This window comes from Actinoplanes sp. NPDC049668 (genome assembly GCF_044465445.1).
Lineage (GTDB): Bacteria > Actinomycetota > Actinomycetes > Mycobacteriales > Micromonosporaceae > Actinoplanes.
On record NZ_JBITLR010000002.1, the window covers coordinates 159,507 to 183,494 of the forward strand.

Here is a 23,988-nt window from a genome sequence, read left to right on the forward strand (position 1 = left end):
GTCGCGGACGCACGCGACGAGGGAACTTTCCCGCACGTCCGCTCAGAAGTAAACAATCCTGAACACGGTTGTTAGCGGTGCGTTACATTCGGCCGCTCTGCGACCTACCTTGCGAACTGACGGTAATAAGCCTGGTTCCACCGGACGCGGTCGGCGAAGTCATATGTGTTCGTGCGCTCGTCGATGAGCAGCAGCTCGGTCTGCAGCATCGTGGCGAAGTCGCGCAGCGACTCCACCCCGGCGCCCTGGGTCAGCACGGTGTGGTGCGGCCCGCCGGCGGTCAGCCAGGACTCCGCGGAGGTGGCCAGCGACGGCGCCGGCTTCCACACGGCGCGGGCGACCGGCAGCTTCGGCAGCGGCTCGTCCGGCGCGGTCACCTCGATGGTGTTGGCGACCAGCCGGAAGCGGTCACCGAGGTCCACCATGCCGATCACCACGCCCGGGCCGGGCGCGGCGTCGAAGACCAGGCGCACCGGGTCCTCGCGGCCGCCGATGCCCAGCGGGTGGATCTCGCAGGACGGCCGGGCCGCGGCGATGCTGGGGCAGACCTCGAGCATGTGCGCACCGAGGATCTTCTGCTCGCCGGGGCCGAAATGGTACGTGTAGTCCTCCATGAACGAGGTGCCGCGCCCGCTGCCCTCGCCCATCGCCTTGACGGCGGCGAGCAGGGCGGAGGTCTTCCAGTCGCCCTCGCCGCCGAACCCGTAGCCGTCGGCCATCAGCCGCTGCACGGCCAGGCCGGGCAGCTGGCGCAGGCCGCCGAGGTCCTCGAAGTTGGTGGTGAACGCCCCGAAGCCGCCGGCGGTGAGGAACTGCCGCAGGCCGGCCTCGATCCGCGCCGCGTACCGCAGCGAGTCGTGCCGCTCGCCGCCGCGGGCCAGCGCCGGGTCCAGCCGGTACGCGTCCGCGTACTCCGCGACCAGCGCGTCGATCTCGCCGTCCGGGACGGCGTCGACGACGGCGACCAGGTCGTTCACGCCGTACGTGTTGACGGAGACGCCGAATCGCAGCTCGGCCTCGACCTTGTCGCCCTCGGTGACCGCCACGTCGCGCATGTTGTCGCCGAAGCGCGCGAGCCGCAGGCTGCGCAGGCGCTGCACGCCGGCCGCGGCCCGGGCCCAGCCGTCGATGCGGGCCACCACGCCCGGGTCGGCGGCGTGCCCCGCCACGGTCTTGCGGGCGACGCTCATCCGGGTCTGTATGTAGCCGAACTCCCGGTCGCCGTGCGCGGCCTGGTTGAGGTTCATGAAGTCCATGTCGATGGACGCCCAGGGCAGCGCCTGGTTCAGCTGGGTGTGCAGGTGCAGCAGCGGCTTGCGCAGCGCGTCCAGCCCGGTGATCCACATCTTGGCCGGCGAGAACGTGTGCATCCAGGCGATGACGCCGAGGCAGGCCGGGTCGGCGTTGGCCTCGAGCATCACCGTGCGGATCGCCGCGCTGTCGGTGAGCACCGGCCGGCTGACGATCTCGGCGGAGATCCCGCCCGAGGCGGTGAGCAGCTGCTGGATCTGCTGCGACTGCGAGGTGACCTGGTCCAGGGTCTCGGGCCCGTAGAGGTGCTGGCTGCCGGTGAGGAACCAGATCTGGGGCTTCATCGGGTGGACTCCTGTCCGTAGGCGTGCTGGTACCGGTGGTAGAGGGCGTCGATGTCGGTCTGCGGGATGGGTACCGGCGCACCGAGCTGGCGCGAGATGTGCACGGTCCGGGCGACGTCCTCGCACATGACCGCGGCCTTGACGGCGGCCTTCGCGGTGGCGCCGACCGTGAAGACGCCGTGGTTGCGCATGAGGACGGCCGGCGAGCGGTGCCCGCGCAGGGTCTCGACGATGCCGCGGCCGATCGAGTCGTCGCCGATCAGCGCGAACGGGCCGACCGGGATCTCGCCGCCGAACTCGTCGGCGATCATCGTCAGCACGCACGGAATCGCCTCGCCCCGGGCGGACCAGGCCGTCGCGTACGTGGAGTGGGTGTGCACGACGCCGCCGACGTGCGGCAGGTGCTTGTACACGTACGCGTGGGCGGCGGTGTCCGACGACGGGCTCAGCTCGCCGTCGACCAGGTTGCCGTCCAGGTCCGTGACCACCATGTTGTCGGCGGTGATCTCGTCGTAGCGCACCCCGGACGGCTTGATGACCAGCAGGTCGGCGCCGGGCACCCGGGCCGAGACGTTGCCGGCCGTCCAGACCACCAGCTCGTTGCGGGGCAGCTCGGCGTGCAGCTGCGCCACCTGCCGGCGGATCGCGTTGATCGCGTCCGTGCCGATCATGCTGAGACCGACCGGCGCTGGATGGCCCGCAGGTTGCGCATGACCTTGTTCTCGCCGCGCCCGAAGTAGTCGTGCAGCCGGGTGTACTCGGCGAACAGATCGTCGTAGACGTCCGCGGCCCGCGGGTCGGGCCGGTACACCGCGGCCTGCTTGCGGCCCATCGCCGCCGCGGCCGAGCGGACGTCCGGGTACGCGCCCGCGGCGGCCGCCGCGTGGATGGCCGAGCCCAGCGCCGGGCCCTGCTCGGAGCCGATCACCGAAAGCGGCATCCGGAGCACGTCGGCGTAGATCTGCATCAACAGCTCGTTGCGCACCAGCCCGCCCGCGGCGATGAACTCGTTGACCGGCACGCCGGCCCGGCCGAACGTCTCGATGATCGTGCGGGTGCCGAAGGCGGTCGCCTCGATCAGCGCCCGGTAGACGTCCTCCGGCCGGGTCGCGAGGGTCTCGCCGATCAGCAGGCCGGAGAGCTCGTGGTCGACCAGCACCGAGCGGTTGCCGCTGTGCCAGTCCAGCGCGATCAGCCCGTGCTCGCCGGGCCGCTGCCGCGCCGCCAGCTCGGTCAGCCGCTCGTGGGTGAACTCCGGCGCGAGGTGGCGCAGGTAGGCGGCGAAGATGTCGCCGACCCCGCTCTGCCCGGCCTCGTAGCCCCACAGCCCGGCGACGATGCCGCCGTCCACCACCCCGCACATCCCGGGCACGACGACGGCCTCGTCGCCGTTCACCACGTGGCACGTCGAGGTGCCCATGATGGCGACCAGCTGGCCGGGCTCGAGCGCCTGCGCGGCCGCGGAGGTGACGTGCGCGTCGACGTTGCCGACCGCGACGGCGATGCCCTCGGGCAGCCCCGTCCAGGCGGCGGCGCGCGCCGTCAGCGTGCCCGCCGCGTCGCCGAGCTCGCCGATCGGCTGGTCCAGCTTGTCGGCGACGAAGCCGGCGAAGGCGGGGTTCAGCTCGGCCAGGAAGTCCGGCGCCGGGTAGTGCCCGTCCTGGCGGATGCCCTTGTACCCGGCCGTGCAGGCGTTGCGCACGTATGCGCCGGTGAGCTGCCAGATGATCCAGTCGGCGGCCTCCACCCAGCGGTCCATCCGGTGGTAGATCTCCGGGTCCTCCTCGAGGACCTGCAGGCCCTTGGCGAACTCCCACTCCGAGGAGATCAGGCCGCCGTACCGGGGCAGCCAGGCCTCGCCGCGCTTCGCGGCGAGCTGGTTGATCCGGTCGGCGTGCGGCTGGGCGGCGTGGTGGCGCCAGAGCTTCACGTACGCGTGCGGCCGGTCCGCCAGACCCTCGAGCTCGCTCAGCGGCGTGCCGTCGGCCAGCGTCGGAATCATGGTGCACGCGGTGAAGTCGGTGCCGATCCCGACCACCCGCGCCGGGTCGACGCCGGCGGCGCGCACCGCGGCGGGCACGGCCTCGCGCAGCACCTCGAGGTAGTCGCCCGGCACCTGCAGCGCCCAGTCGTGACCGAGCGGGGTGCCGTCGGGCAGTGCCTCGGTGAGCACGGCGTGCGGATAGTCGTGGACGGCCGAGCCGAGCTCGGCACCGTCGGAGACGCGGACGACGACGGCCCGCCCGGAGAGCGTGCCGAAGTCGACGCCGATCACATAGGTCTCGGAACCAGCGACGGGCATGAGTGTTGTACCTCCGCGAAGGGGGGATCCTGGCGTGCCGCCCGTGTGGTCGCAGAGCGCACGCCAGCGGCGTGGTCCGAGTGTGAGCGCTAACATTTACGATGTCAACGGGATGGACGGTTACATCGGGGCAACCCCGCCGAAAACGTTTACGGTCTCGGTCGCGGTCAGCCGGGCGGGGCCACGCTCGCCCGTTGGACCAGGGTCGGCGCGATCACGATCCGGTTCGGCGGCGCGGCCTCGTCGGTGATCTGCGCCAGCAGCAGGTCGAGGCCCGCCTGGGCGACCGCGTCGAAGTCCGGCCGGACCGTGGTCAGCGGCGGAATGAAGAACGCCGCCTCGGGCACGTCGTCGAAGCCGACGACGCTGACGTCGTGCGGCACCCGGCGGCCGTGCTCGCTGAACGCGCGCAGCAGGCCGAGCGCCTGATGGTCGTTGCCGGCGAAGACGGCGGTGACCTCGGGCATCCGCGCCAGCATCCGCCCGGCGTCGAAGCCGGACGAGGCCGACCAGTCGGCGGTCATCAGCGGCGGCACCTCGGCGCCCGCGTCCTGCAGCGCGCCGCGCCAGCCCTCGATCCGCCCGGCCGCGTCATACCAGTCCACCGGCCCGGAGATGTGCCAGACCGTGCGGTGGCCCGCGGCCAGCAGGTGCTCGGTCGCGGCCCGGGCGCCGGCAACCTGATCGACGGTGACGAGCGTGTGCGAACGCTGCGGATCGCCGTCGATCGTCACCAGCGGCACGCCGGCCGGCATGTCCTCGAGCGCGTCGTCGGCGGACTTGACCGGCGCGATCACCACCAGCCCGGCGACGCGCTGATCCAGGTGCCGCTCGACCGCGCCGGCGATCGACTCCCGGTCCAGGCGCCCGACGCTGCCGACGCTGACCGCGAACCCGGCCTCCGCGGCGGCCTGCTCGAACGCGGCCAGCAGCGAGGCCGGGCCGTACAGGGTGCTGTTCTGCGCGACGATGCCGATCAGCTGGGAGCGGCCGGTGACCAGCGCCCGGGCCGCGCGGTTGGGGCGGTAACCGAGCTCGGCGATGGCGGCACGCACCCGCAGCCGGGTCTGCTCGCGCACGTTGGGATGGTCGTTGAGCACCCGCGAGACGGTCTGGTGGGAGACCCCCGCCAGCCGCGCGACATCGGTCATGGCCGGGCTGCGCGCTGCCTTGACGTCCATCGCCGCTCCTGTACCCGTCGCGACCCGATGAGTGACCGTACCGGCGCCGCGCGGATCCCCGCGGCCGGTTACCGGCGGCGCGGGCCGTCCCGCGCGATGAGCCCGACGGTAATTGTTAGCGATAACAAGATCGGCGTCAACCTGCCCGTTTCCCCCTTTCCGAGGCCGCGCCGTAGGCTCATCGGAGATGAACGCAGCCCCGGCTCTGTCGCCGAACGGCGGCGACGCCGTGCCCGGCACCGGCGGCGACGGCGGCTTCGCCTCGCTGCGCACCCCCGCCCGGCCCCGCGCGGCGCGCTACGAACTCGGCCGCTCCCTGCGCGAACGCTCGCCGCGCACCGACCTGGCCGACTGGCGGCCCGCGCCGGACCGGGTCGACCCGATCCGGCAGCTGACCGACGCGCACCAGGGCCGGCTGCCCTGGCTGATCCCGGTACGCGTCGGCCGCATGCTCGCCTCGCCGTACGCGTTCCTGCGCGGCTCGGCGAACATCATGGCCGACGACTTCGCCGGCCTGCCGTACACCGGGATCACGCCGGTGATCTGCGGCGACGCCCACCTCGGCAACTTCGGCTTCTACGCCTCCCCCGAGCGCGAACTCGTCTTCGACCTCAACGACTTCGACGAGGCGCACCCGGGCGCCTGGGAGTGGGACCTGCGCCGGCTCGTCACCAGCGTCTGGGTCGCCGGACGGCAGAACGGCTTCCGCGAGCACGCCTGCGCGGACGCGGTGCGGCACTGCGTCGCGGAGTACCGCGAGCAGATCGGCCACCTCGCCGCGCAGCCGCTGCTGGGCCGCTCCTTCGCCGCCCTCGACGTGGACGACCTGCGCAAGGCGGCCACCAAGGCCGGCTTCCGCGAGGAGATCGAACGGGCCGCCCGCCGGGCCCGGCGCCGCACCAGCGACCGCGCGCTGCCCCGCTTCACCAACGCACAGGGCGACGGCACGGTCCGGCTGGTGGAGGAACCGCCGCTGATCACCAGGCCGAGCGACCGGGAGTACGCGCACCTGGCGGCGGCGCTGGACGGCTACCTGAACACGCTGCCGCCGCACTGGACCCGGATCCTGGCCGGCTACCGGATCGTCGACATCGCGCACAAGGTGGTCGGGGTCGGCTCGGTCGGGCTGCGGGCCTACGTGGCGCTGTGCGAGGGCAGCAGCCCGGACGACGTGGTGTTCCTGCAGCTCAAGCAGGCCCGCCGGTCGGTCATCGCCAAGCACCAGCACGGCGACTCGGCCTGGCACCGCCACCAGGGCCAGCGGGTGGTGGAGTATCAGCAGGCGCTGCAGACGGTCAGCGACCCGCTGCTGGGCTGGACCACGATCGGCGACCGGCAGTTCTACGTGCGACAGTTCCGCGACATGAAGGGCGCGATCCTGGTCGAGGGCATCGACGCGGCGGCGCTCGGCGACTACGCGGGCATCTGCGGCTACCTGCTCGCCAAGAGCCACGCCCGGACCAGCGGCGCGTCGATGATCGCGGGCTACATCGGCGGCAGCGACAAGCTCGACGAGATGTTCGCCCGGTTCGCCCGCGCGTACGCGGACCAGGTCGAGAGCGACCACCAGTGCCTGGTGGACGCCGTCCGCAAAGGACTGTTACCCGCAGAGGAGAAGGCATGAGCGAGCTTGCGAGCGAATCATCAACTCAGTGCCGAGCTCTTGTCATCGCCGGAGCGCCAGCGGAGGCGATGTCATGAGCGGTCGGTTGGAGCTCTCGGCTCCGGCGGTGCTGGAGTTCTGGACCGAGCGGCACCTCTGCACGCTCACCACGCTGCGCGCCGACGGTTCGCCGCACGTCGTCCCGGTCGGCGCGACGGTCGACCCGGCGGCCGGGCTGCTGCGGATCATCGCGTTCCGGGGCTCGGCGAAGGTCCGGCACGTCCTCGCGGGCGGCGACCGGGTGGCGGTCTGCCAGGTGGACGGCGCGCGCTGGAGCACGATCGAGGGCAAGGCCGTGGTCCGCGACGACCCGGAGTCGGTGGCCGAGGCGGTCCGCCGCTACGCCGTGCGCTACCGGCAGCCGCGCCCCAACCCGGAGCGGGTGGCGATCGAGGTGACGATCACCCGGGTGATCGGGTCGGTGAGCCTCGGCGCTCCACTCTGACGCCGTACCGGTGATAATCGTCGGAGCCCGGCGGTAGTTTTCGACGGTGAGCAGTCTCGAAGCGGATCCCGAGGTCGACCGCCCGGTCGTGCCGCCGTCGCCGGAGGGCACGGAGTTGCTGGAGGGCGCGCCCGTCGCGCTCGGCGGGCCCCGGGGATTCGAGGTCACCCGGACCCTGCCCAACAAGCACCGGCGGATGGTCGGCGCGTGGTGCTTCCTCGACGCGTACGGGCCGCACACGCTGGCCGGGTCGCCGGGGATGCGGGTCGGGCCGCATCCGCACATCGGGTTGCAGACCGTCAGCTGGCTCGTCGCCGGCGAGGTCCTGCACCGCGACAGCCTCGGCAACGTCCAGGAGATCCGGCCCGGCCGGCTCAACCTGATGACCGCGGGGCGCGGCATCTCGCACTCCGAGCAGACTCCCGCCGCGCACGGCCCGGTGCTCCAGGGCGTGCAGCTGTGGGTCGCCCTGCCCGGCGCCGCCCGGGACGTGGCGCCCTCGTTCACGCACCACCCGGACCTGCCGGTGGTCGCCGCCGGCGGCCTGTCCGCCACCGTCCTCATGGGCGAGCTGGCCGGCGAGGTCTCCCCCGCGGTCTGTCATTCGCCGCTGGTGGGTGCGCAGGTCACGCTGGCCCCGGACGGGGGCGCGACGCTGCCGCTGCGGCCGGACTTCGAGCACGCGGTGCTGGTCCTCGACGGGGACGCCACCGTCGAGGGCGCGCGGGTCGTGCCCGGGCCGCTGCTCTATCTCGGCGCGGGGCGGCAGCGGGTGCGCCTGGCCGCGGGCCCGGCGACCCGGCTCCTGCTGATCGGCGGCGAGCCGTTCGGCGAGCGGATCGTCATGTGGTGGAACTTCGTCGGCCGCGACCACGACGAGATCGTCGCGGCGCGGGAGGCCTGGGAGTCCCGGTCGGACGGTGGCCGCTTCGGGCGGGTGCGCGGCTACGACGGGCCCGACATCCCGGCGCCGCCGATGCCGAGCACCCGGCTGGTCGCCCGGGGCCGCACGCGCTGAGCTGGGAAGATCCGCCACGGCGAATCGCACAAACCCGGCTTGACGGTGGTCGCGGGCGGGCGGATCGTCAGTGGGACAGCCGTGCACGCGGGCTGAAGGAGTTCACCATGAACCTGCTCGACCTGGGCAAGCTCGCCCTCATCACCGTCACACCGACCCTGATCGGCGCCGTGGTCGTCTACGCACCCCGGTGGTGCGCCGCGCTGGTCCAGGTCTGGCCGCGGCACGCCGAACACCAGGCCGTGCCGATCGGCCTGCCCATCGAGAAGCTCGCGGCCGACCTGCGCCGGCTGCTACGGCTGCACGACGAGCTCACCCGCTCCGCGCACATCGCGATGCGGGCGCACCGGCTGTGGGCGGTCGAGGCCGCCATCAGCGTGCGCGCCGTCGAGGCGGCGCAGGCGCTCGACGTGCCGCACCGCGAGCCCGCGCCGGACGGCACGCTGAGCCGGACCGAGCTCGGCCGGCTGCTGCGCGCGCTGGCGGACGCCGGGCTGGTACTGCCGGCGACCGTCGGACCGTTCACGAGGGACGGCCGCCTCTGACCCGTCGGGGCCCGAGGTAGGTCGAAACGGCGGCGTGTGCACCCGCCGCCGTTTCTGTGTCCCGGCTGATGGCGGCGTTCGAGGGGGACGGTGGCCGCCGGCCGGGAGTTCGGGGTGGACACCATCGGTGTCGGGTATCGGTCACTGCGCGGGCCGGTGGCCGCGGCCCGCCGACATGCCGCAGGGCCGGTACATCGTCGGACCGGCCCGCGGCTCCAACCATGACATCGACCGGGTCCATGATCCGCGGCGCGGAGACGTGTCCCTCGCCACGGTCACGTTCCGTGATCGCGCCGGCGACGGCCGGGACGGTCCACCCGGGACCATTTCCGTCGCTTTCCTCAGCGGGCCATTAAGAATGGCTTAACTTCTGCGGCCCGCCATGTCCGCGTAACAATGGAAACCGTTCATGGAATGTCGCGGACCGCATCCGAGGCGGTCACTTTCCGTCAGGCGCCCCGAACGTTCCACGACCGCTTACCTCGGCGATTGAACCGCTCGGCGCGCCGGCCCGTACTGTCCGTTGACGGAACACTCCCGGCGGGCCGCGGCGCCGGGGCCGGTCCCGGGCGCAACGGCCGTCCGTGGGTCGGGTGACGCGCCTCCGCGGGCGGTGGCGCTGCGCGCAAACCCGTGGTTAACCTTCCAAGTCAGTCCGCACGGAAGGCGTCACGGGACGCGTGGTGCGTTTACGCGGCGGCGATGACGGGGGGCACGTATGCGGCAGCGGGCCGGCTCGGCGCATCCTGTTTCGCGCGCTCCCGAGGGCCGTCGCGGGGTGACCCGATGAGCTTCGAGGACGACGAATACTGGGAATCCGAGTACGACGACGGCCCTCGTAGGTCGCGGTACACGGACACCGCCGCCACGGCGCGGGACCCGTATGCGGACGCCGTCCTGGCCCGGTGGGGCGCCGACACCCGCCGGCCGGCGCAGCGCACCCAATACATCGAAGACGACAATTTCGGCGATGCGCCGGACCCGGTGTCCGCCCCGCTGCCCGCCCCGCAGTCCGCGCCGGTGCCCACCCCGGCGTCCACCCCGGTCAATTCGTTCGATCCGGGCGTCGACGAGCTCGCCGAGCGCCGCCGTCAGCGGCGGGAGGCCGGCTACCAGCGGTCACCGAACCGCGACAAGCGGATCAGTTCGGCCTTCGACGGTGAGCGCCCGGGCTGGCTGGACGACCCCTCGTTCGCCCCCGCCGACCTCGACGCCGCCCCGGTCTCGCCCGGCGCCGAGGGCTGGCAGCGCCGCAGCCTCGACTTCGACGAGCTCGAGTACGACGACCGCGAGTTCGACGCACAGGACTGGGAGGAGCAGCGCCGCCACATCGCCGCGCGCCGCAACCAGCCGGCGCGCGACCGCGACGGATACGACCCGCGCACCCGGCGCGACGTGCCCGAGGCGCCCGACGTGGCCGCCGGCCGGGCCCGGGTCTCGCCGGACGAGCGCCGGCCGGATCCGCGCACCTACGACACCCCGGGGCAGGACCGTCGTCCGCCCGTACGGCCGGGCCAGGTGCCATCGGGGCGCCCGGCCGCGGCGCAGCCCGGCGGCGACCCACGCATCGCGCGTCCGGACCTGCCCGCCGCGTCCCGGCCGGAGCCGTGGTCCGAGCAGCCCGCCGCCGCGGCCGCCGGGCCGCAGGTCGGCGACCGGACGGCCGAGACGGGCACGCCGGGCGAGGGCCCGCGCGTCAAGAGCCGGGCCACTCCCCCGACCGCCCCACGGGTGATCAGCAAGGCGACGCCGCCGGCGACGCCGCGCGTGATCAAGAAGGCCGAGCCGCCGGCGCCGCCCCGCGTCGTCGACGCGCCGCCGCAGACGGCCGCGCCGCGGGTGGTGACGCCGGCGCCGCCGAACGTGCCGAAGACCCCCGCCGCGTCCGCCGACGTCCTGCGTCCGGCGTCGCCGGCGCCGTACGACGCGCCCGCGGACCCCGCCGCGTACGACCAGGGCGTCCACGCGCCGGGTGCACCGGCCGGCCCGCGCCGGCCACGGGTCGGTTTCATCTCGCCCTCCGGCCTGCCCGGCGAGGCGCCGACCAGCCCCGCACCGCTCGACCCGGCCGCCCTCGACCGCGGACGCGGACCAGGCCCGGCCCCCTCGCGCGGCCGCCCCGGCACCCCGCCGCCGACCAGCCCCGCACCCCTCGACCCGGCCGCCCTCGACCGCGGACGCGGACCAGGCCCGGCCCCCTCGCGCGGCCGCCCCGGCACCCCGCCGCCGCCCAGCCCCACACCCCTCGACCCGGCCGCCCTCGACCGCGGACGCGGACCAGGCCCGGACCCGTCACGCGGCCGCCCGGGCACCCAGCCGCCGCCCGGGCGCGCGCCCGGCGGTCCGGCCGCCGTCCCGCCCGCGCCGCAGAACCGGCCGCCGGTCATGCCGGCCGCCGCGCCGCCGCCGGTTCCGCCGTCGGCGCCGGCACCCATCCGCCGGCCCGCCGCCGCGGCCCCGCCGCAGAACGCGCCCGGCGTGCGGCCGACCCCCGCGGCGCCGCAGGCCCCGCCGCCGTTCACGCCCTGGGCCGGCCAGCCGGACACCGCCGGCGCCCCCGCGCCCGCTCAGGACCCGCGCACCGCGCCGCCGCGCGGCCGTCGGCCCGCGCCGGCCGACCCGGCACAGGCCGCGCCGCGCGGGCGGTCCTCCTTCGACGACGGCTCGACCGCCGAGCGGCCGATCGTCGGCGGGCCACGCACCGCGATGATCACCTCCGACGGCGCGCCGACCGCCGTACCGCCGTCGCAGCGCCCGCCGACACGGACCGCGCCGACCGTCGGATCGCCGCAGCCCCAGTTCACGGCCTACGACCGGCCGGTCAGCAGCATGCCGGCGCCGGGCCACCCGGCCGCGCAGCCGATCCCGCCCGGCGCCGCGATCCCGCCCGCCGCGGCGATCAGCGGCGAGGTGCTCGAGGCGCGCCACGGCGCCCCGACCAGCGACGCCCCGACGGTCGGCCTGTCCCGGCCGTCGTCCCCGGCCGCACCGCACGACCTGGCCGCGACGACCGGCGAGCTGCCGGTCGTCGGCGGGACGCCGCAGGGCACGCCGGACGCCGGGGCGCACGTACCCCCGCGTCACGCCTCGGACCAGGCGCCGCAGAGCCGTCTCGCGGAGCCGCAGTACCGGCCGGACGAGCCGTCGGCGGGACGCCACCAGGTGATCGAGGGCGAGGTGCTCCCGGCCCGGTCGGCGGGCGCACCCCGGCAGCACCCGGACGCGGCCCGGCAGGCCGAGGCCGCGCGGCGGGCCACCGAGGAGCAGCAGGCCAGGGCCGCCGCGGCGCAGCTCGCCGACGTGCAGCGCCGCGCCGAGGCCGACCGCAAGCTGGAGCAGGCCCTGCGCCTGGCCGAACACACCCGGCAGGACGAGCTCGCCCGGCAGGCCGAGATCGCCCGCCGGGCGCAGGAGGCGGCGCGCCAGGCCGAGGCCGCGCGCCAGGCCGAGCTCGCCCGGCAGGCGGAGGAGGCACGCCAGGCGGAGGCCGCCCGGCAGGCCGAGGCCGCGCGTCAGGCCGCGGCGGCACGCCAGGCGGAGGCCGCGCGTCACGCCGCCGAGGCGGCCCGCCACGCCGAGGCCGTACGCCAGGCGGAGGAGGCCGCCCGCCGGGCGGAGGTGGCCGCGCACGAGGCGGAGGTCGCCCGCCGGGCCGAGGCCGCGCGCCAGGCCGCCGAGGCGGCGCGCCGGGCGGAGGAGGCCCGCCGGGCCGAGGAGGCCGCACGCCAGGCCGAGGCCGCACGCCAGGCCGCGCGGCAGGCCGACGCCGCACGCCGGGCCGAGGCCGCACGCCGGGCCGAGGAGGAGGCCCGCCGGGCCGAGGCGGCACGGCAGGCGGCGATCGCGGCCCGCCAGGCCGAGGCCGACCAGCACGCGGAGGCCGCGCGCCGGGCGGCGGCGGCGCGGCAGGCGGAGGCCGAGCGGCAGCTGCTGGCCGCGCGCGAGGCCGAGGCCGCACGCCAGGCCGCCGAGGAGGCCCGCCAGGCCGAGGCGGCACGACTGACGCAGGCCGCCCGCGAGGCCGAGGCCGCCCGCCTGGCCGAGGGCGAGGGCGAGGTACCCAAGGCGGCCCGGCCCGGCCCGAACCCGGCCGCGTTCGCGGTGCCGATCGGCCGCCTGATGACCTCCGGGCCGACGGCGCCACCCCGGTACGCCGACGCGGACCTCGGGCCGACCTGGTTCACCCCCAAGATCGACCCGGCGGCCGCCGCCCCCGCCGAGCCCGAGGGCGTGGCCCCCGACCTGGACACCAGCGCGCCGGTGAAGGACGAGGCCCGGCTCGTACCCGGTCCGGAACCCACCGAGGCCGGGCCGGCCGCCGACGACGGCACCGGGGCGCTGGGTCCGGAGGATCTGGCGGCGATCCGCTGGCGCCTCGACGGCGCCACGCTGCGCGAGGTCGTGGACGACAAGGACGCCCTGCGTGTACTCGGGGAACGGCTCGACGGCCCGCTCTCCGCGGAGCAGGACAACGTCGCCAAGGCGGGGCTGCTCAGCGTACGGGCGGAGGTCTACCGCCTCCTGGAGGAGCTGGGCATGGCCGCCGCCGCCAGCCGCCTGGCCCTGGCGCACGCCGAGTCCTCGGGCGACGTGCAGGCCACCGTCATCGCGCAGGCCGAGCTGGCGCACGTGCTGCGGCTACGCGGCGACCACATGGAGGCCGACCGGCTGTTCGAGCGGGCCGCCGGCTCCGAGGCGCCGGAGCTGCTGCGCAGCGTCGTGCACGAGAACGCCGGGCGCAGCGCCTTCGACCAGGGCCGGCACATGGAGGCGCTCGATCACTTCGCGCGCGCCGTACGGCTGGGCGCACCCGACGATCAGGAGCTGGCGCAGCGCATCGACGTCGCGCTCGAGTCGGTCTACATCCACGTCCTGCGGGACGGGTGGGGCCCGTACCCGCGTTCGCGGCGGGAGATCCTCGGCCTGGTCAACGCGGCGGAGCAGGAACCGGAACAGGGCTAGTCGTACCGACCATGGCCACCCGACCGCGGCCGGAGGTCTTCGCCTCGTAGAGCGCCGCGTCCGAGGCCGCCACCAGCTCGTCGACGTCGCCGGCGTCGTCCGGCAGGACCGCGATGCCGATGCTCAGGCCCGGCGGGCCGCCGGGCAGGTCGGTCCGGGCGGCGAGGGCCGCGCTCAGCCCGTCGGCCACCGCGGCGGCGGTTCGCCGGTCCGCGCGCAGCAGCACGACGAACTCGTCGCCGCCCAGGCGCGCCGCGAGGCCGTCCTCGCCGACGGCGGCGTGCATGGCGACGGCGACGGCCTGCAGCACCTGGTCGCCCTCCGCGTGGCCGAAGGTGTCGTTGACCGCCTTGAAGTGGTCGAGATCGACGGTGAGCAGCGCCAGCGGGCCGCCGGTGCTCCGGGCCCACTTGCCCGCGCGCGCGAGCTCCTCGTCGAAATGGCGGCGGTTCGCCAGGCCGGTGAGGTGGTCGACGTGCGCCTGCCGTTCGAGGACGTCGCGCAGCCGGTCGGCCCGGTTGCGCAGCGTGTGCACCACCGTGGCCGCCATCGACATGGCCATGACCGTCGCGGCCAGGTCGGCGAGGCCGGACCGCGGTCCGAGGATCACGAAGACGGTGGCGGCGGCGCCGGCGAACACCAGCGCCAGGTTCAGGAACACGATGCGGCTGCTGAGGAAGTTGGCCGCGTACAGGACGGGCCAGAGGAAGAAGAGCAGCGCGCCGGTGGAGGCGTCGCGGGTGGCGAGGTTGAGGCCGGAGATCGCCAGGGTGCTCAGGATCGGGGCGGCGAACCAGAACAGGCGCGGCATCCGGGCGGGCATCCGCCAGCTGCCGAGGCCGGCCAGCGCCATGATCACGCTGGTGGCGATCCCGGCGGTGATGCCGACGGCGCCGGTGTGCGAGTTCACGACGCAGGTCGCCAGCACGTACGGGGATCCGGCCAGCGTCAGGTACACGACCGAGCGCGAGGCGCCGTGCAGGTCGCGAAGCTGGTAGGCGAAGAAGCCCCGCTGGTGCCCCACAAGTCGTCGATCGGCTCCCCTGGCCGCTGAGTTGAGGTTTTCGGGCCTCATCCCGGCGCGATCGGCGTCACCGTGTCGCGCGCCGGGCGGCGCCTGCCGGCGCGGCCCGGATGCCCGCTCATTCGGTGCGCAGCGCGACGACCGGGTCGAGCCGGCCGGCCCGTTGCGCGGGCACGACCCCGAAGGCGATGCCGACCAGCGCCGACACCCCGAACGCCAGGGCCAGCGACCACCAGGTCACGGCCGCGGGCACCGGCGACAGCCGGTCGACGAGCAGCGCGGCGGAGATGCCCAGCGCCATGCCGATGACGCCGCCGATCGTGGTGAGCAGGACGGCCTCGAGCAGGAACTGCAGGCCGATGTCGCGGGGCCGGGCGCCGACCGCCTTGCGCAGGCCGATCTCCCTGGTCCGCTCGCGGACCGAGACCAGCATGATGTTGGAGACGCCGACGCCGCCGACGAGCAGGCTGATGCCGGCGATGGCGGCGAGCACCCCGGTGAGCACGCCGAGGATGTCGCCGAGGACGCCGAGGATCTGCTCCTGGGTGACGGCGCTGAAGTCGCTGTCCGGGTGGCGTTCGCCGAGGACGGCGACGATGTCGCGGCCCAGCACGTCGATGCGTTCGCGGTCCGGCGCGCGGATGGCGAGGGCGTCGATGCGGTCGGTGCCGAGCAGGCGCTGCGCGGCGGTGACGGGGATGTGCACCTCGCCGTCGCGGTCGACGCCGAGGCTCTGGCCCAGCCGCTCGAACGTGCCGATCACCCGGAACCGGACCCCGCCGATGGTGATCTGGCGGCCGATCGGGTCGCGGTCGCCGAAGAGCCGGGTGGCGACCCCGGCGCCGAGCACGGCGACGCGGCGGGCGGTGCTGACGTCGGAACGGGTCAGGTAGCCGCCGCGGTCCAGGCGGCGGACGAAGACGGTCGGGGTAGTCTCCAGGACGCCCTGGATGCTGGCGAACGTGCTCCGGCTGCCGGCCCGGACGGTCTCGCCGGACGCGACGGTGACCGCGACCCGGCCGGGGTCGCCGACCACCCGGCCGACGGCCTCGACGTCGTCGAGCGAGAGCGTCGACACCGACGGCGCGGAGCCGGCCTCGAGCCGGCCGGGCACGACGATGAGCAGGTTGGAGCCGAGGCCCTCGACCTGCTGCTCGATCTGCTGCTTGGTGCCGGTGCCGATGGCGACCAGCGCCACCACCGCGGCGACGCCGATGACGACGCCGAGCATGGTGAGCACGCTGCGCAGCCGGTTGGCGCGCAGCGCGTCGAGGGCGACCCGCCAGGCCTCGGCCAGCCTCATGCGGCGCCCTCCCCGCCGTCCGGCGCGGGGTCGACGATCAGGCCGTCGCGCATCACGATCTGCCGGCCGGCCCGGGCCGCGACCTCTCGGTCGTGGGTGACCAGCACGACCGCGACCCCCTCGGCGTGCAGGGACTCGAGCAGGGCGAGCACCGCCTGGCCGGTGGTGCTGTCGAGGTTGCCCGTCGGCTCGTCGGCGAGCAGCACGGCCGGGGTGGTGACCAGGGCCCGGGCGATGGCGACCCGCTGCTGCTCGCCGCCGGACATCTGGTTGGGCCGGTGGTCCATGCGGTGCGCGAGGCCGACCCGCTCGAGCATCTCGGCGGCGCGGGCCCGGCGCTCGCGGCGGCCGATGCCGCGGTAGACCAGCGGGAGGGCGACGTTGTCGCGGGCGGTCGTGCGGGCGAGCAGGTGGAACGACTGGAAGACGAAGCCGATGGTCTCGTTGCGCAGCCGGGCCATCTCCGGCGGCGAGAGCGTGGCCACGTCGCGGCCGCCGATCAGCAGGGTGCCGCCGGTCGGCCGGTCGAGCCCGCCGAGCAGGTGCATGAGGGTGGACTTGCCGGAGCCGGAGGTGCCGACGATCGCCAGGTAGTCGCCCTCGGGGACGGTCAGCGAGACGCCGCGCAGCGCGGCGACGGAGACGCCGTCCAGCTGGTACGTCCGGGTGACGTCGACGGCGACGATCGCGGGCGTGCCGCTCACGGCACGGTCTGCCCGGCGCTGACCTGGTCCGCGCCACCCACCACGAGCTGCTGGCCGGCGTCGATGCCGGAGACCACCTGCACGACGTCCTCGCCCTGCACGCCGAGGGTGACCGGTACCCGCTCGGCCCGGCCGCCGCGGACCGCCCACACCGTGTCGCGGCCGCCGGAGGAGACGATCGAGGACGCCGGCACGGTCACCGCGTCGGCGGCCTCGCGTACCCGCAGGCGGACGATCGCGCTCATCCCGGGCCGCGGGGTCGGCGCGGCCCGGCCGTCGGGGTAGCCGCCCTTGCCGAGGGTGAGCCGGACCCGGTACGACACCCCGCCGCGGGCGGAGGTGGTGGGCAGCAGGTCGACGGCCCGCACGGTCGCCTCGTAGCTGGCGCCGGTGGCGGCGTCGAGCTCCGCGGTGGCCTGGCCGCCGGGCTCGACGAGCAGCACGTCGGTCTCGTCGACCTCGGCGGCCAGGCCGAGCCGGCCGGTGTCGACGATGGTCAGGATCGGGGTGCCCGCGCCGACGACGGCGCCGACCGGCACCGCGGAGTCGACCCCGCTCAGCGGCGCCTGCGCCGGGGCCGCGCCGGCGGCCGCGCCCGGGTCGGCGAGCAGGTCGCTCAGCGACGCGGTGCCGCCCGATGCGGTGCCGCCCAACTGGACGACGCCGGAGACGGGCGCGCGCAGGGTGAGCGCGTCGACGGCGGCCTCGGCCAGGTCGTAGGCCTGCTGCGCCTGCAGCCGCTGCGCGGCGGTCAGGGCGTTGACCGCCTCGCCGAGGCTCGCGACGCCGCGCTGCACCGAGCGGACCGCGGCGCCGGCGGCCTCGGAGGCGGCCTGGTACTGCTGCCGGGCGGCCGTCACCTGGACCAGCAGCGCCGCACGCAGCTCGGCGTCGGTCACCTCCCCGGCCGCGTCACGGGCGGCGGCGAAGGCCCGGTCGGCGCGGGCGTCGGTGCGGCGCTGCGCGGCCCGGAAGCCCGCGGTGCCGCCGCCGGCCGAGACGCCACCGGCGGAGGCGGCGTCGACGGCCCGGGTCGCGTCGCGCAGGCGCCGGTCGGCGGCCGGCGAGTCGATCACCGCGACGACCTGGCCCTTGGTGACCTTGTCCCCGGCGTCGAAGCGCAGCTCGGCGAGGGTACCGGCGGCGGGCGAGCTGACGGTTGCGGCGGCGCGGGCGGTGACCGATCCGGACGCCTCGACGATCTCCGCGACGGTGCCGCGGGCCGCCGTGCCGAGGGCGACACCGGACGGCTCGTCGCCGCAGGAGGCCGCGGTCAGCGGCGGCAGCAGGGCGCAGGCGACCAGCAGGACAACGGTGCGACGTCGAGGCCGGAACACGAGCGCCACTCTAATCCGGGCCGGCGACCGGGCCCCCACCGGATCGTTTTCGGTCCGGGCCGGGAGATACCGACGGGATGTCGGTTATCCGCCCTGGCGCCCGACAGGTGGGCGACTGCGCAGCTCACCGGCCGGCGCGACGCTGAACCGGCCATTTGAACCGAGCGCCGGTGGCACCCGTACTCGGGGTCACCTGCCGGAACCACGTACCGAAGGACGGGCCCATGCCACGCGCCGACGAACTGACCGTGGTGCACCACGACGACACGGTCAGCCGCTTCACCGACGTCACCTACACGCTGACCCGCGAAGGGCTGCGCGTGCTGACCGCGACCGGCGACGAGAAGGCCTTCACCAGGTTCGACGTCCTCACCACCCACGCCCGGCTGGCGCACGCCGCCTGACGCGACGAAGGGCCCGCCGGCTGCGCCGACGGGCCCTTCGTCACCACTGCTCGGATCAGGTGCCGGGTCGCCGGCCGATCACCTTCACCGTCATGCCGATCTTGCCGATCTTGTAGTACTTCTTGGCGTCGGACGGCAGCAGATTGACGCAACCGTGCGAGCCACGCCACGCGTCGTGGATGTAAGTGGTCGTCTGGTGGAACCCCCGGCCGCCGATGAAGCGCTGCCAGTACGGCAGCCACACGTCGTACGGGTCCGACCATTCCTTCTTCGTACGCTTATTGATCTTGAAGGTGCCGGCCGGCGTCCGGTAGCCCTTCATGCCGGTCCGGGTGACCGTCGGCTTGGCGTAGACCTTGCCGTTCTTCATCACCCAGGTCGTCTGGTTCGTCAGGTCGACGCAGAACGTGTAACCCGACTTCTTCGCCTTGCACTTCGACGTCTTGGTGGCGGCGATGCGCTTGGCCACCCCGTACGTCGTGGGGCCGGCCAGCCCCGCCGCAGGCTTGATGCCGAACCGGCTCTGGAACTTCTTGATCGCCTTGCAGTCGGCGGCGGACTGCTTGCCGTCGACCGTCACGGTGCCGTAGCCACCGATCTTCTTGAGGTAGCCCTCGACCTGCTTCTGATACTTGCCCGTCGAGCACGAAGCCGCGGCGGCCTTCGTGACGACGACGGCGGTAATCGGCGCCGCACCGACCGTCCGGACCGCGGCACCAGCCGCGGCCGGGGTCAGGGCGACAGCCCCGAGCCCACCGCCGACCGCCGCGGCGACGACGGCCGCGGCGAGGCGTGCGGATACCCGCTGCCCTCCCAAAATGGTCCTCCCCAGGAGTTTGTGTGCGCACACATAGAAGCACACGCGCACACCTGGGAAGATCATCCGGTTGACCCCTGGCACGAATCCAGGGGATACAGGTCACACAGCCTTTTCACCGTGGCCCGGGCGGCGGCTCCCGGCGCCGGTCAACCGCACGGATACCTCTGGCCCGTGGCCGGGTTGACATTGCTCACTGCGGGGTGGCGAAGTCCTGCACCCAGTAGGAGGTACGGTCCCCGGCGAAGGCCAGGCCGAGGCCGACCTGGTGCAGCCGGCAATCCATGATGTTCTCGCGGTGCTCCGGGCTGTGCATCCACCCGTCGACCACCTCGAAGACGCTCTCCTGGCCCCGCGCGATGTTCTCGCCGTAGCGCGACCACTGGTAGCCCGCGGCCTCGACCCGGTCACCGGCGCGGTCGCCGCTGAGGTCCTCGTGCGCGAAGTACCCGCGCCGGGCCATGTCGGAGGCGTGCCGGTTGGCGGCCAGGATCAGCCGGCGGTCGACGGTCACCTCGCCGCAGCCGCCGCGCCTGCGGTGCTGGTTGACCAGGTCGAGGGCCTGCTGCTGCACCGTGCTGCGCGGGTCCGCGGAGAGTGCCTGGTCGGGCGTGACGTCCCGCTGCGCCGCGGCCGGGGAACCGGGCCGGCCCGCCTGATTCGACTTGTTCCGCCGGTCGTCGTCGACGGCGGGATCGCCCGCGTCGTCATCGGCGGCGGGCCGGGCCGGCCGGCCGGCCGCGGCGCTCGGCCGGGCCGCTCCGGCATCGTCGGCGGGCTCGTCCTGCGCGGCATCCGGGTCCGGATCATCCGGTACGGCGGGAGCGTCCGCGACGTCCGGCAGGTCCGGCGCGTCCGGCGCGCCCAGGGCGGGCAGCTGCGGAACCGCCGACAGGTCGGGCCACTGGATCAACGGGACCGACACGGTGTCCGGAGTCTCCTCCGCGCCGGCGGTGGTGGCCACCATGATCCCGCCGGCCAGTACCGCCGAGACCGCGGCGGCCACTACGAGAGCAGGTCTGCGCATCCCGTTCTCTCCCTCTGCTCGCGGCGCCGCGCCCCGTGCACGTCGCTCTCAAGACGGCCCAACGTCACAACCATCCACCGGGTGACTGCCCCCCGTTTCGGCCTCCCGGCGCCGGAAGCTCTGCCACAATGCGCGCTGACCTGCGGTTATGCCCGCCGCAACGGATCACGGCGAACGCACAGTCGCACGGAGAAAACGGACACTTCATTCCTTCGGGGTAACCCACGCGGGTCTACATGAGAGCCGATCCGGAGGTTCATCGGCGGGCACGCGCATCGCTAGCGTTCTGCGGTGCGCAATCGTTACCTGGATCTGCTCAGGGCCGCCGCCATCGTCCGAGTGATCGTCTACCACCTGTTCGGCTGGCCGTGGCTGTCGATCCTGCTGCCCGCCATGGGCATCATGTTCGCCCTCGCGGGATCGCTGACCGCAGCGTCGCTGGACAAACGGTCGGCGGGCAGCGTGATCACCTCCCGGCTGCGCCGCCTGCTACCGCCGCTCTGGGCGCTTGCGCTGATCGCGGTGCCGGCCATGCTGTACCTCGGCTGGACCCACGAGGAAGGCGGCGACGAGCCGTTCACCTGGAAGCTGGGCCTGTGGCTGCTGCCGATCGGCGACCCGCCGGGCAGCGAACGCGGCATCGACGTGTGGGAACCCCTCTGGTACATCCGGGCGTACCTCTGGTTCGTGGTGCTGTCGCCGCTGATGTACCTGGCGTACAAGAAGATCGGCTGGGCCGCGGTGCCCGCGCCGATCCTCCTGATCGCCTTCCTCGACAAGACCGGGTACTCGCTGCCGTTCGGCCGCGCGGACGCGGCCATGTGGGACTTCGCGACCTACGGCGCGTGCTGGATCGCGGGCTTCGCGCACCACGACGGCCGCCTGGCCCGCCTGCGCCCGGTGGTGGTCCTCGGCGCGGCGACGGCGATGGGCTGCCTGGCGCTGTACTGGCTGCGCGGGCACGGCGGCGAGGACGGCTACGACCTGAACGAGGTGTCGGAGTCGCAGGCACTGTGGTCCCTGGCGTTCGTGCTGCTGGCCCTGCGCTGGCAGCCCGACATGTCCTGGCTGGCGAGGAACCGGGTGCTCGACGGCGTCGTCGACTTCGTCAACGCCCGGGCGGTGACGATCTACCTGTGGCACAACATCGCGATCGCGGCGATCTGGCCGGTGCTGACCGTGCTGGCGCTCGACGATCTCGACATCATGGACGGTCCCGTCGACCTGGTCGCGTCGGTCGTGCTGACGATGATGGCGGTGCTGACGCTCGGCTGGGTCGAGGACGTCGCGGCGCGGCGCCGCCCCGCGCTGTGGCCGACCTCCGGTCGGCGCCGGGCGGCCGCGGAGCCGGCGGCGGAGCCGGGCACCCGAGGCGGACGGACCAGGTCCAACGGGTTCGGGCTCGAGCCCGACTCGGTCGCGGTCGGGTCCGACGACGACCGGGATCCCGGGCCGGCCCCGGACGCACCCCGGACACCCCGCCGCCGAGCGGCCGCCCCGGCGGACCACGCCATGTCCGGCATGCCGGTGACCCGGCCCGGGCACGGCGGCGACTACGCCGAGCCGCCGGTGGCGTCCGTGCCCGAGCCTTACGGTGGCGAGCAGGCGACCTGGGCACCAGCCCCGGACAGCGTTCCCGCGGGCGCGTCCGTGCCCGCGGCTCACGGTGCCGAGCAGGCGACCTGGGCACCGGCCCCGGACGGCTACTCCGGCCGCGAGCAGGTGGCGCCGTGGTCCGCACCCGGCGCCGACGGGTACGGCAGGCCGCCGGTCGCGCCGTATCCCGAGGCCGCCGTGGCGTTCGGGCTGCCCGACGGCGGGCAGCGCCTCGACGGCACCGGCCGCCAGGACCTGCGCGCCCGGATCGCGCCGCCCGGCCAGTCCCGCGGGCACGGCGACGAGCCGGCCGCGGCGACGTCATGGTTCGGCGGGGACTCCGACGAGGGCCGCTGAGTCACCCGGAACGCCGAACGGCGGGGACGCGACCCGTGATGGTCGCGTCCCCGCCGCCGGATACCCCTACTTGACGTAGGCGAGGCCGTCGACCGTGACGCCCGGTCGGCCGCTGGTCGCCAGCACCACGATCGACACCGTGTGCTTGCCGTACGCCGCGCTCTTGGCCCAGACCGCCTGGCGGTACGTCGTCTTCCCGGCCTTGGTGTCGATCGTCGACACCTTCTTGCCGTCCAGGTAGACGGTCGCCTTGCCCGAGTTCTTGAAGCGGCCGACGATCAGCGCCGCCGAGCGCCCGGTGAAGGTGAACGTCAGCTTGGCGTTCTTCTTCGAGGCGTACAGCGCCTTGCCGTTGAGGTGCGACGTGGCCGACTTCTTCGTCCAGGTGCCCGTCTTCTTCGCCGACGTCTCCGCCAGCAGCGCCGAGGTGCGGGTCACCGACGCGTTGCGGACGTTGCCCACCAGGTCCTTGGCGGACAGGCCGAAGGTCACCACCGCGCCCGGCTTCGCCGAGGTCTGCCACTTCGTCGCGGTCGCCGGCAGCGTCGCCTTCGACGGGGACGTGGCGCCGACCCAGGCCACCTTGACGTTGTCGGACGCCTTGAAGTTCACCGACACCGGCACCGAGGTCGTGCTCACCGTACCGGTGCGCAGGCTCAGCCACGGCGCGGCGATCACCGGGAGGGTCACGTCCGAGATGACCGTCGCGGCGGCCGTCGTGTCCGCGTTGCCGCTGACGTGCGTCGCGCGTACCTGCAGCCGGTGCGTACCGGATGGGACGTCGACCGACCCGGAACGGGCGGTCCCGGCCAGGGTGGCACGGACCGCGCCGTCGACCAGCAGCTCGAACCGGGCGATCGACTCCGACGGCGTCGCCGCCGACCAGGCCAGGCCGGCCCGGCCCTTGACGTAGTACTTGCCGCCGGACGAGACGCCCCCGGTGGGTGCGCCGGCCTTGAAGCCCAGGACCCGCGCCGACGCCTCGACCCGGATCGCCGGCAGCTGCCCGTAGAGGCGGTCACCGGGGCAGACCGTGTTGACGCCGTCGCGGTGCCCGGAGACCCGCTGGAACGTCTGCACCGACAGATGCGGGAACTTGCCGTCGGTCGCGCGCTCGGTCAGCTCCGCGGTCGTACCCGGATCGAATCCGTACGCGGTGAGCCGCGCGGCCGCGACCTGCGAGATGATCTTGCGAGCGGGCTCGGCCGCGCTCTCCGTCGTGTAGGTGCCCAGCACCGCGATCGAGGCGGTCCCGGTGTTGAAGCCGTACGTGTGCGCCCCGATGACCGCCCGGTCGACGCCGCCCCCGCGCCCCTCGAAGAGGGTGCCGCAGCGGTCGACCAGGAAGTTGTAGCCGATGTCGTCCCAGCCCTGGCTGTTCATGTGGTACGCCTGGATCGCGCGCACGTGCGCCGGCGAGTCCGCGCAGTTGTAGGTGTTGCCGCCGTCCGCGGTGTGGTGCACGAACATCACGTCCACGGCGTCGGCGACCGCCGGCTCGACCCGCGCCGGACCCGCACCCCACCCGGCCCGGCTGGTATACGACGGCAGCGGCACCCGCGCGACCGCCGCGATGCCCTTGGCCGGCGCCGCGGTCGTGGTCGCGGGTGCCGGCGCCGCGGTGGTGCCGGCCGGGGCCGCGGTGCTCGCGGCGGGCTCGGCACTCTCGCTCGGCGCAACCGTCGCCGTCGCCGGGTCGCTCGGGTCG

The 23,988-nt window shown here is 74.5% G+C and carries 18 protein-coding genes; 7 read left to right on the forward strand and 11 right to left on the reverse strand.

Features of this window, described 5'->3' with window-relative positions; translation table 11 throughout:
- Positions 1-104: 104 nt before the first annotated feature.
- The 4 genes from araA to ACIBSW_RS07855 form a co-directional block, all read right to left on the reverse strand.
- Complete coding sequence (gene araA, locus ACIBSW_RS07840) at positions 105-1,595, reverse strand: L-arabinose isomerase (protein ID WP_354730012.1); 1,491 nt, start codon at positions 1,593-1,595, stop codon at positions 105-107.
- The gene (locus ACIBSW_RS07845; protein WP_354730011.1) at positions 1,592-2,266 is read right to left on the reverse strand and encodes an L-ribulose-5-phosphate 4-epimerase; all 675 of its coding nucleotides are present in this window, start codon (positions 2,264-2,266) and stop codon (positions 1,592-1,594) included. Before ACIBSW_RS07845 ends, araA begins: the two co-directional genes overlap by 4 nt.
- On the reverse strand, positions 2,263-3,897 hold the full coding sequence (araB, locus tag ACIBSW_RS07850) for a ribulokinase (protein ID WP_354730009.1): 1,635 nt from the start codon (positions 3,895-3,897) through the stop codon (positions 2,263-2,265). The genes ACIBSW_RS07845 and araB overlap by 4 nt, the downstream gene beginning before the upstream one ends.
- Positions 3,898-4,064: 167 nt before the next feature.
- Positions 4,065-5,078, reverse strand: a complete 1,014-nt coding sequence (locus ACIBSW_RS07855; protein WP_354730007.1) for a LacI family DNA-binding transcriptional regulator — start codon at positions 5,076-5,078, stop codon at positions 4,065-4,067.
- A 187-nt stretch (positions 5,079-5,265) separates the two neighbouring features.
- Between ACIBSW_RS07855 and ACIBSW_RS07860 the strand changes: the two genes are divergently transcribed.
- The 5 genes from ACIBSW_RS07860 to ACIBSW_RS07880 all read left to right on the forward strand — a co-directional run bounded on the left by ACIBSW_RS07860 (position 5,266) and on the right by ACIBSW_RS07880 (position 13,711).
- Positions 5,266-6,702 (forward strand): DUF2252 domain-containing protein, encoded by a 1,437-nt coding sequence (locus tag ACIBSW_RS07860; RefSeq protein WP_354730005.1) that lies wholly within the window; start codon positions 5,266-5,268, stop codon positions 6,700-6,702.
- 73 nt (positions 6,703-6,775) lie between these two features.
- The gene (locus ACIBSW_RS07865; RefSeq protein WP_354730003.1) at positions 6,776-7,186 is read left to right on the forward strand and encodes a TIGR03618 family F420-dependent PPOX class oxidoreductase; all 411 of its coding nucleotides are present in this window, start codon (positions 6,776-6,778) and stop codon (positions 7,184-7,186) included.
- A 46-nt stretch (positions 7,187-7,232) separates the two neighbouring features.
- Complete coding sequence (locus ACIBSW_RS07870) at positions 7,233-8,204, forward strand: pirin family protein (protein ID WP_354730001.1); 972 nt, start codon at positions 7,233-7,235, stop codon at positions 8,202-8,204.
- Between the two features lie 107 nt (positions 8,205-8,311).
- Positions 8,312-8,749 (forward strand): hypothetical protein, encoded by a 438-nt coding sequence (locus tag ACIBSW_RS07875; protein ID WP_354729999.1) that lies wholly within the window; start codon positions 8,312-8,314, stop codon positions 8,747-8,749.
- A gap of 786 nt (positions 8,750-9,535) precedes the next feature.
- Positions 9,536-13,711: a hypothetical protein gene (locus ACIBSW_RS07880; protein ID WP_404799267.1), complete on the forward strand. Its 4,176-nt coding sequence runs from the start codon at positions 9,536-9,538 to the stop codon at positions 13,709-13,711.
- On the opposite strand, the gene ACIBSW_RS07885 is transcribed toward ACIBSW_RS07880, so the two are convergent.
- The 4 genes from ACIBSW_RS07885 to ACIBSW_RS07900 all read right to left on the reverse strand — a co-directional run bounded on the left by ACIBSW_RS07885 (position 13,677) and on the right by ACIBSW_RS07900 (position 18,079).
- Positions 13,677-14,735 (reverse strand): GGDEF domain-containing protein, encoded by a 1,059-nt coding sequence (locus tag ACIBSW_RS07885; protein ID WP_354730363.1) that lies wholly within the window; start codon positions 14,733-14,735, stop codon positions 13,677-13,679. The two genes, ACIBSW_RS07880 and ACIBSW_RS07885, sit on opposite strands and share 35 nt — an antisense overlap.
- A 118-nt stretch (positions 14,736-14,853) precedes the next feature.
- Complete coding sequence (locus ACIBSW_RS07890) at positions 14,854-16,038, reverse strand: ABC transporter permease (RefSeq protein WP_354730365.1); 1,185 nt, start codon at positions 16,036-16,038, stop codon at positions 14,854-14,856.
- Positions 16,035-16,742, reverse strand: a complete 708-nt coding sequence (locus tag ACIBSW_RS07895) for an ABC transporter ATP-binding protein (protein WP_354730367.1) — start codon at positions 16,740-16,742, stop codon at positions 16,035-16,037. Before ACIBSW_RS07895 ends, ACIBSW_RS07890 begins: the two co-directional genes overlap by 4 nt.
- A complete protein-coding gene (locus tag ACIBSW_RS07900; protein ID WP_404799268.1) occupies positions 16,739-18,079 on the reverse strand; it encodes an efflux RND transporter periplasmic adaptor subunit in 1,341 nt (446 codons plus the stop codon). The genes ACIBSW_RS07895 and ACIBSW_RS07900 overlap by 4 nt, the downstream gene beginning before the upstream one ends.
- A 224-nt stretch (positions 18,080-18,303) precedes the next feature.
- On the opposite strand from ACIBSW_RS07900, the gene ACIBSW_RS07905 reads away from it, so the two are divergent.
- Positions 18,304-18,483 (forward strand): hypothetical protein, encoded by a 180-nt coding sequence (locus tag ACIBSW_RS07905; RefSeq protein ID WP_354730369.1) that lies wholly within the window; start codon positions 18,304-18,306, stop codon positions 18,481-18,483.
- Between the two features lie 55 nt (positions 18,484-18,538).
- On the opposite strand, the gene ACIBSW_RS07910 is transcribed toward ACIBSW_RS07905, so the two are convergent.
- Positions 18,539-19,300: a L,D-transpeptidase family protein gene (locus ACIBSW_RS07910; protein WP_354730371.1), complete on the reverse strand. Its 762-nt coding sequence runs from the start codon at positions 19,298-19,300 to the stop codon at positions 18,539-18,541.
- 193 nt (positions 19,301-19,493) lie between these two features.
- Complete coding sequence (locus tag ACIBSW_RS07915; RefSeq protein WP_404799269.1) at positions 19,494-20,327, reverse strand: CAP domain-containing protein; 834 nt, start codon at positions 20,325-20,327, stop codon at positions 19,494-19,496.
- Between the two features lie 291 nt (positions 20,328-20,618).
- Here ACIBSW_RS07915 and ACIBSW_RS07920 point away from each other — a divergent pair, with 291 nt between their 5' ends.
- Positions 20,619-22,280, forward strand: coding sequence for an acyltransferase family protein (locus tag ACIBSW_RS07920; protein WP_404799270.1), 1,662 nt, complete (start codon positions 20,619-20,621; stop codon positions 22,278-22,280).
- Between the two features lie 66 nt (positions 22,281-22,346).
- On the opposite strand, the gene ACIBSW_RS07925 is transcribed toward ACIBSW_RS07920, so the two are convergent.
- Positions 22,347-23,988, reverse strand: a 1,642-nt coding sequence (locus tag ACIBSW_RS07925) for an N-acetylmuramoyl-L-alanine amidase (protein ID WP_404799271.1), incomplete at its 5' end; no start/stop codon positions are given.

Coding starts and splice junctions, on each gene's coding strand:
- araA (WP_354730012.1), bottom strand. CDS start 1,595: ATGAAGCCCCAGATCTGGTTCCTCACCGGCAGCCAGCACCTCTACGGG.
- ACIBSW_RS07845 (WP_354730011.1), bottom strand. CDS start 2,266: ATGATCGGCACGGACGCGATCAACGCGATCCGCCGGCAGGTGGCGCAG.
- araB (WP_354730009.1), bottom strand. CDS start 3,897: ATGCCCGTCGCTGGTTCCGAGACCTATGTGATCGGCGTCGACTTCGGC.
- ACIBSW_RS07855 (WP_354730007.1), bottom strand. CDS start 5,078: ATGGACGTCAAGGCAGCGCGCAGCCCGGCCATGACCGATGTCGCGCGG.
- ACIBSW_RS07860 (WP_354730005.1), top strand. CDS start 5,266: ATGAACGCAGCCCCGGCTCTGTCGCCGAACGGCGGCGACGCCGTGCCC.
- ACIBSW_RS07865 (WP_354730003.1), top strand. CDS start 6,776: ATGAGCGGTCGGTTGGAGCTCTCGGCTCCGGCGGTGCTGGAGTTCTGG.
- ACIBSW_RS07875 (WP_354729999.1), top strand. CDS start 8,312: ATGAACCTGCTCGACCTGGGCAAGCTCGCCCTCATCACCGTCACACCG.
- ACIBSW_RS07880 (WP_404799267.1), top strand. CDS start 9,536: ATGAGCTTCGAGGACGACGAATACTGGGAATCCGAGTACGACGACGGC.
- ACIBSW_RS07890 (WP_354730365.1), bottom strand. CDS start 16,038: ATGAGGCTGGCCGAGGCCTGGCGGGTCGCCCTCGACGCGCTGCGCGCC.
- ACIBSW_RS07905 (WP_354730369.1), top strand. CDS start 18,304: ATGCCACGCGCCGACGAACTGACCGTGGTGCACCACGACGACACGGTC.
- ACIBSW_RS07915 (WP_404799269.1), bottom strand. CDS start 20,327: ATGCGCAGACCTGCTCTCGTAGTGGCCGCCGCGGTCTCGGCGGTACTG.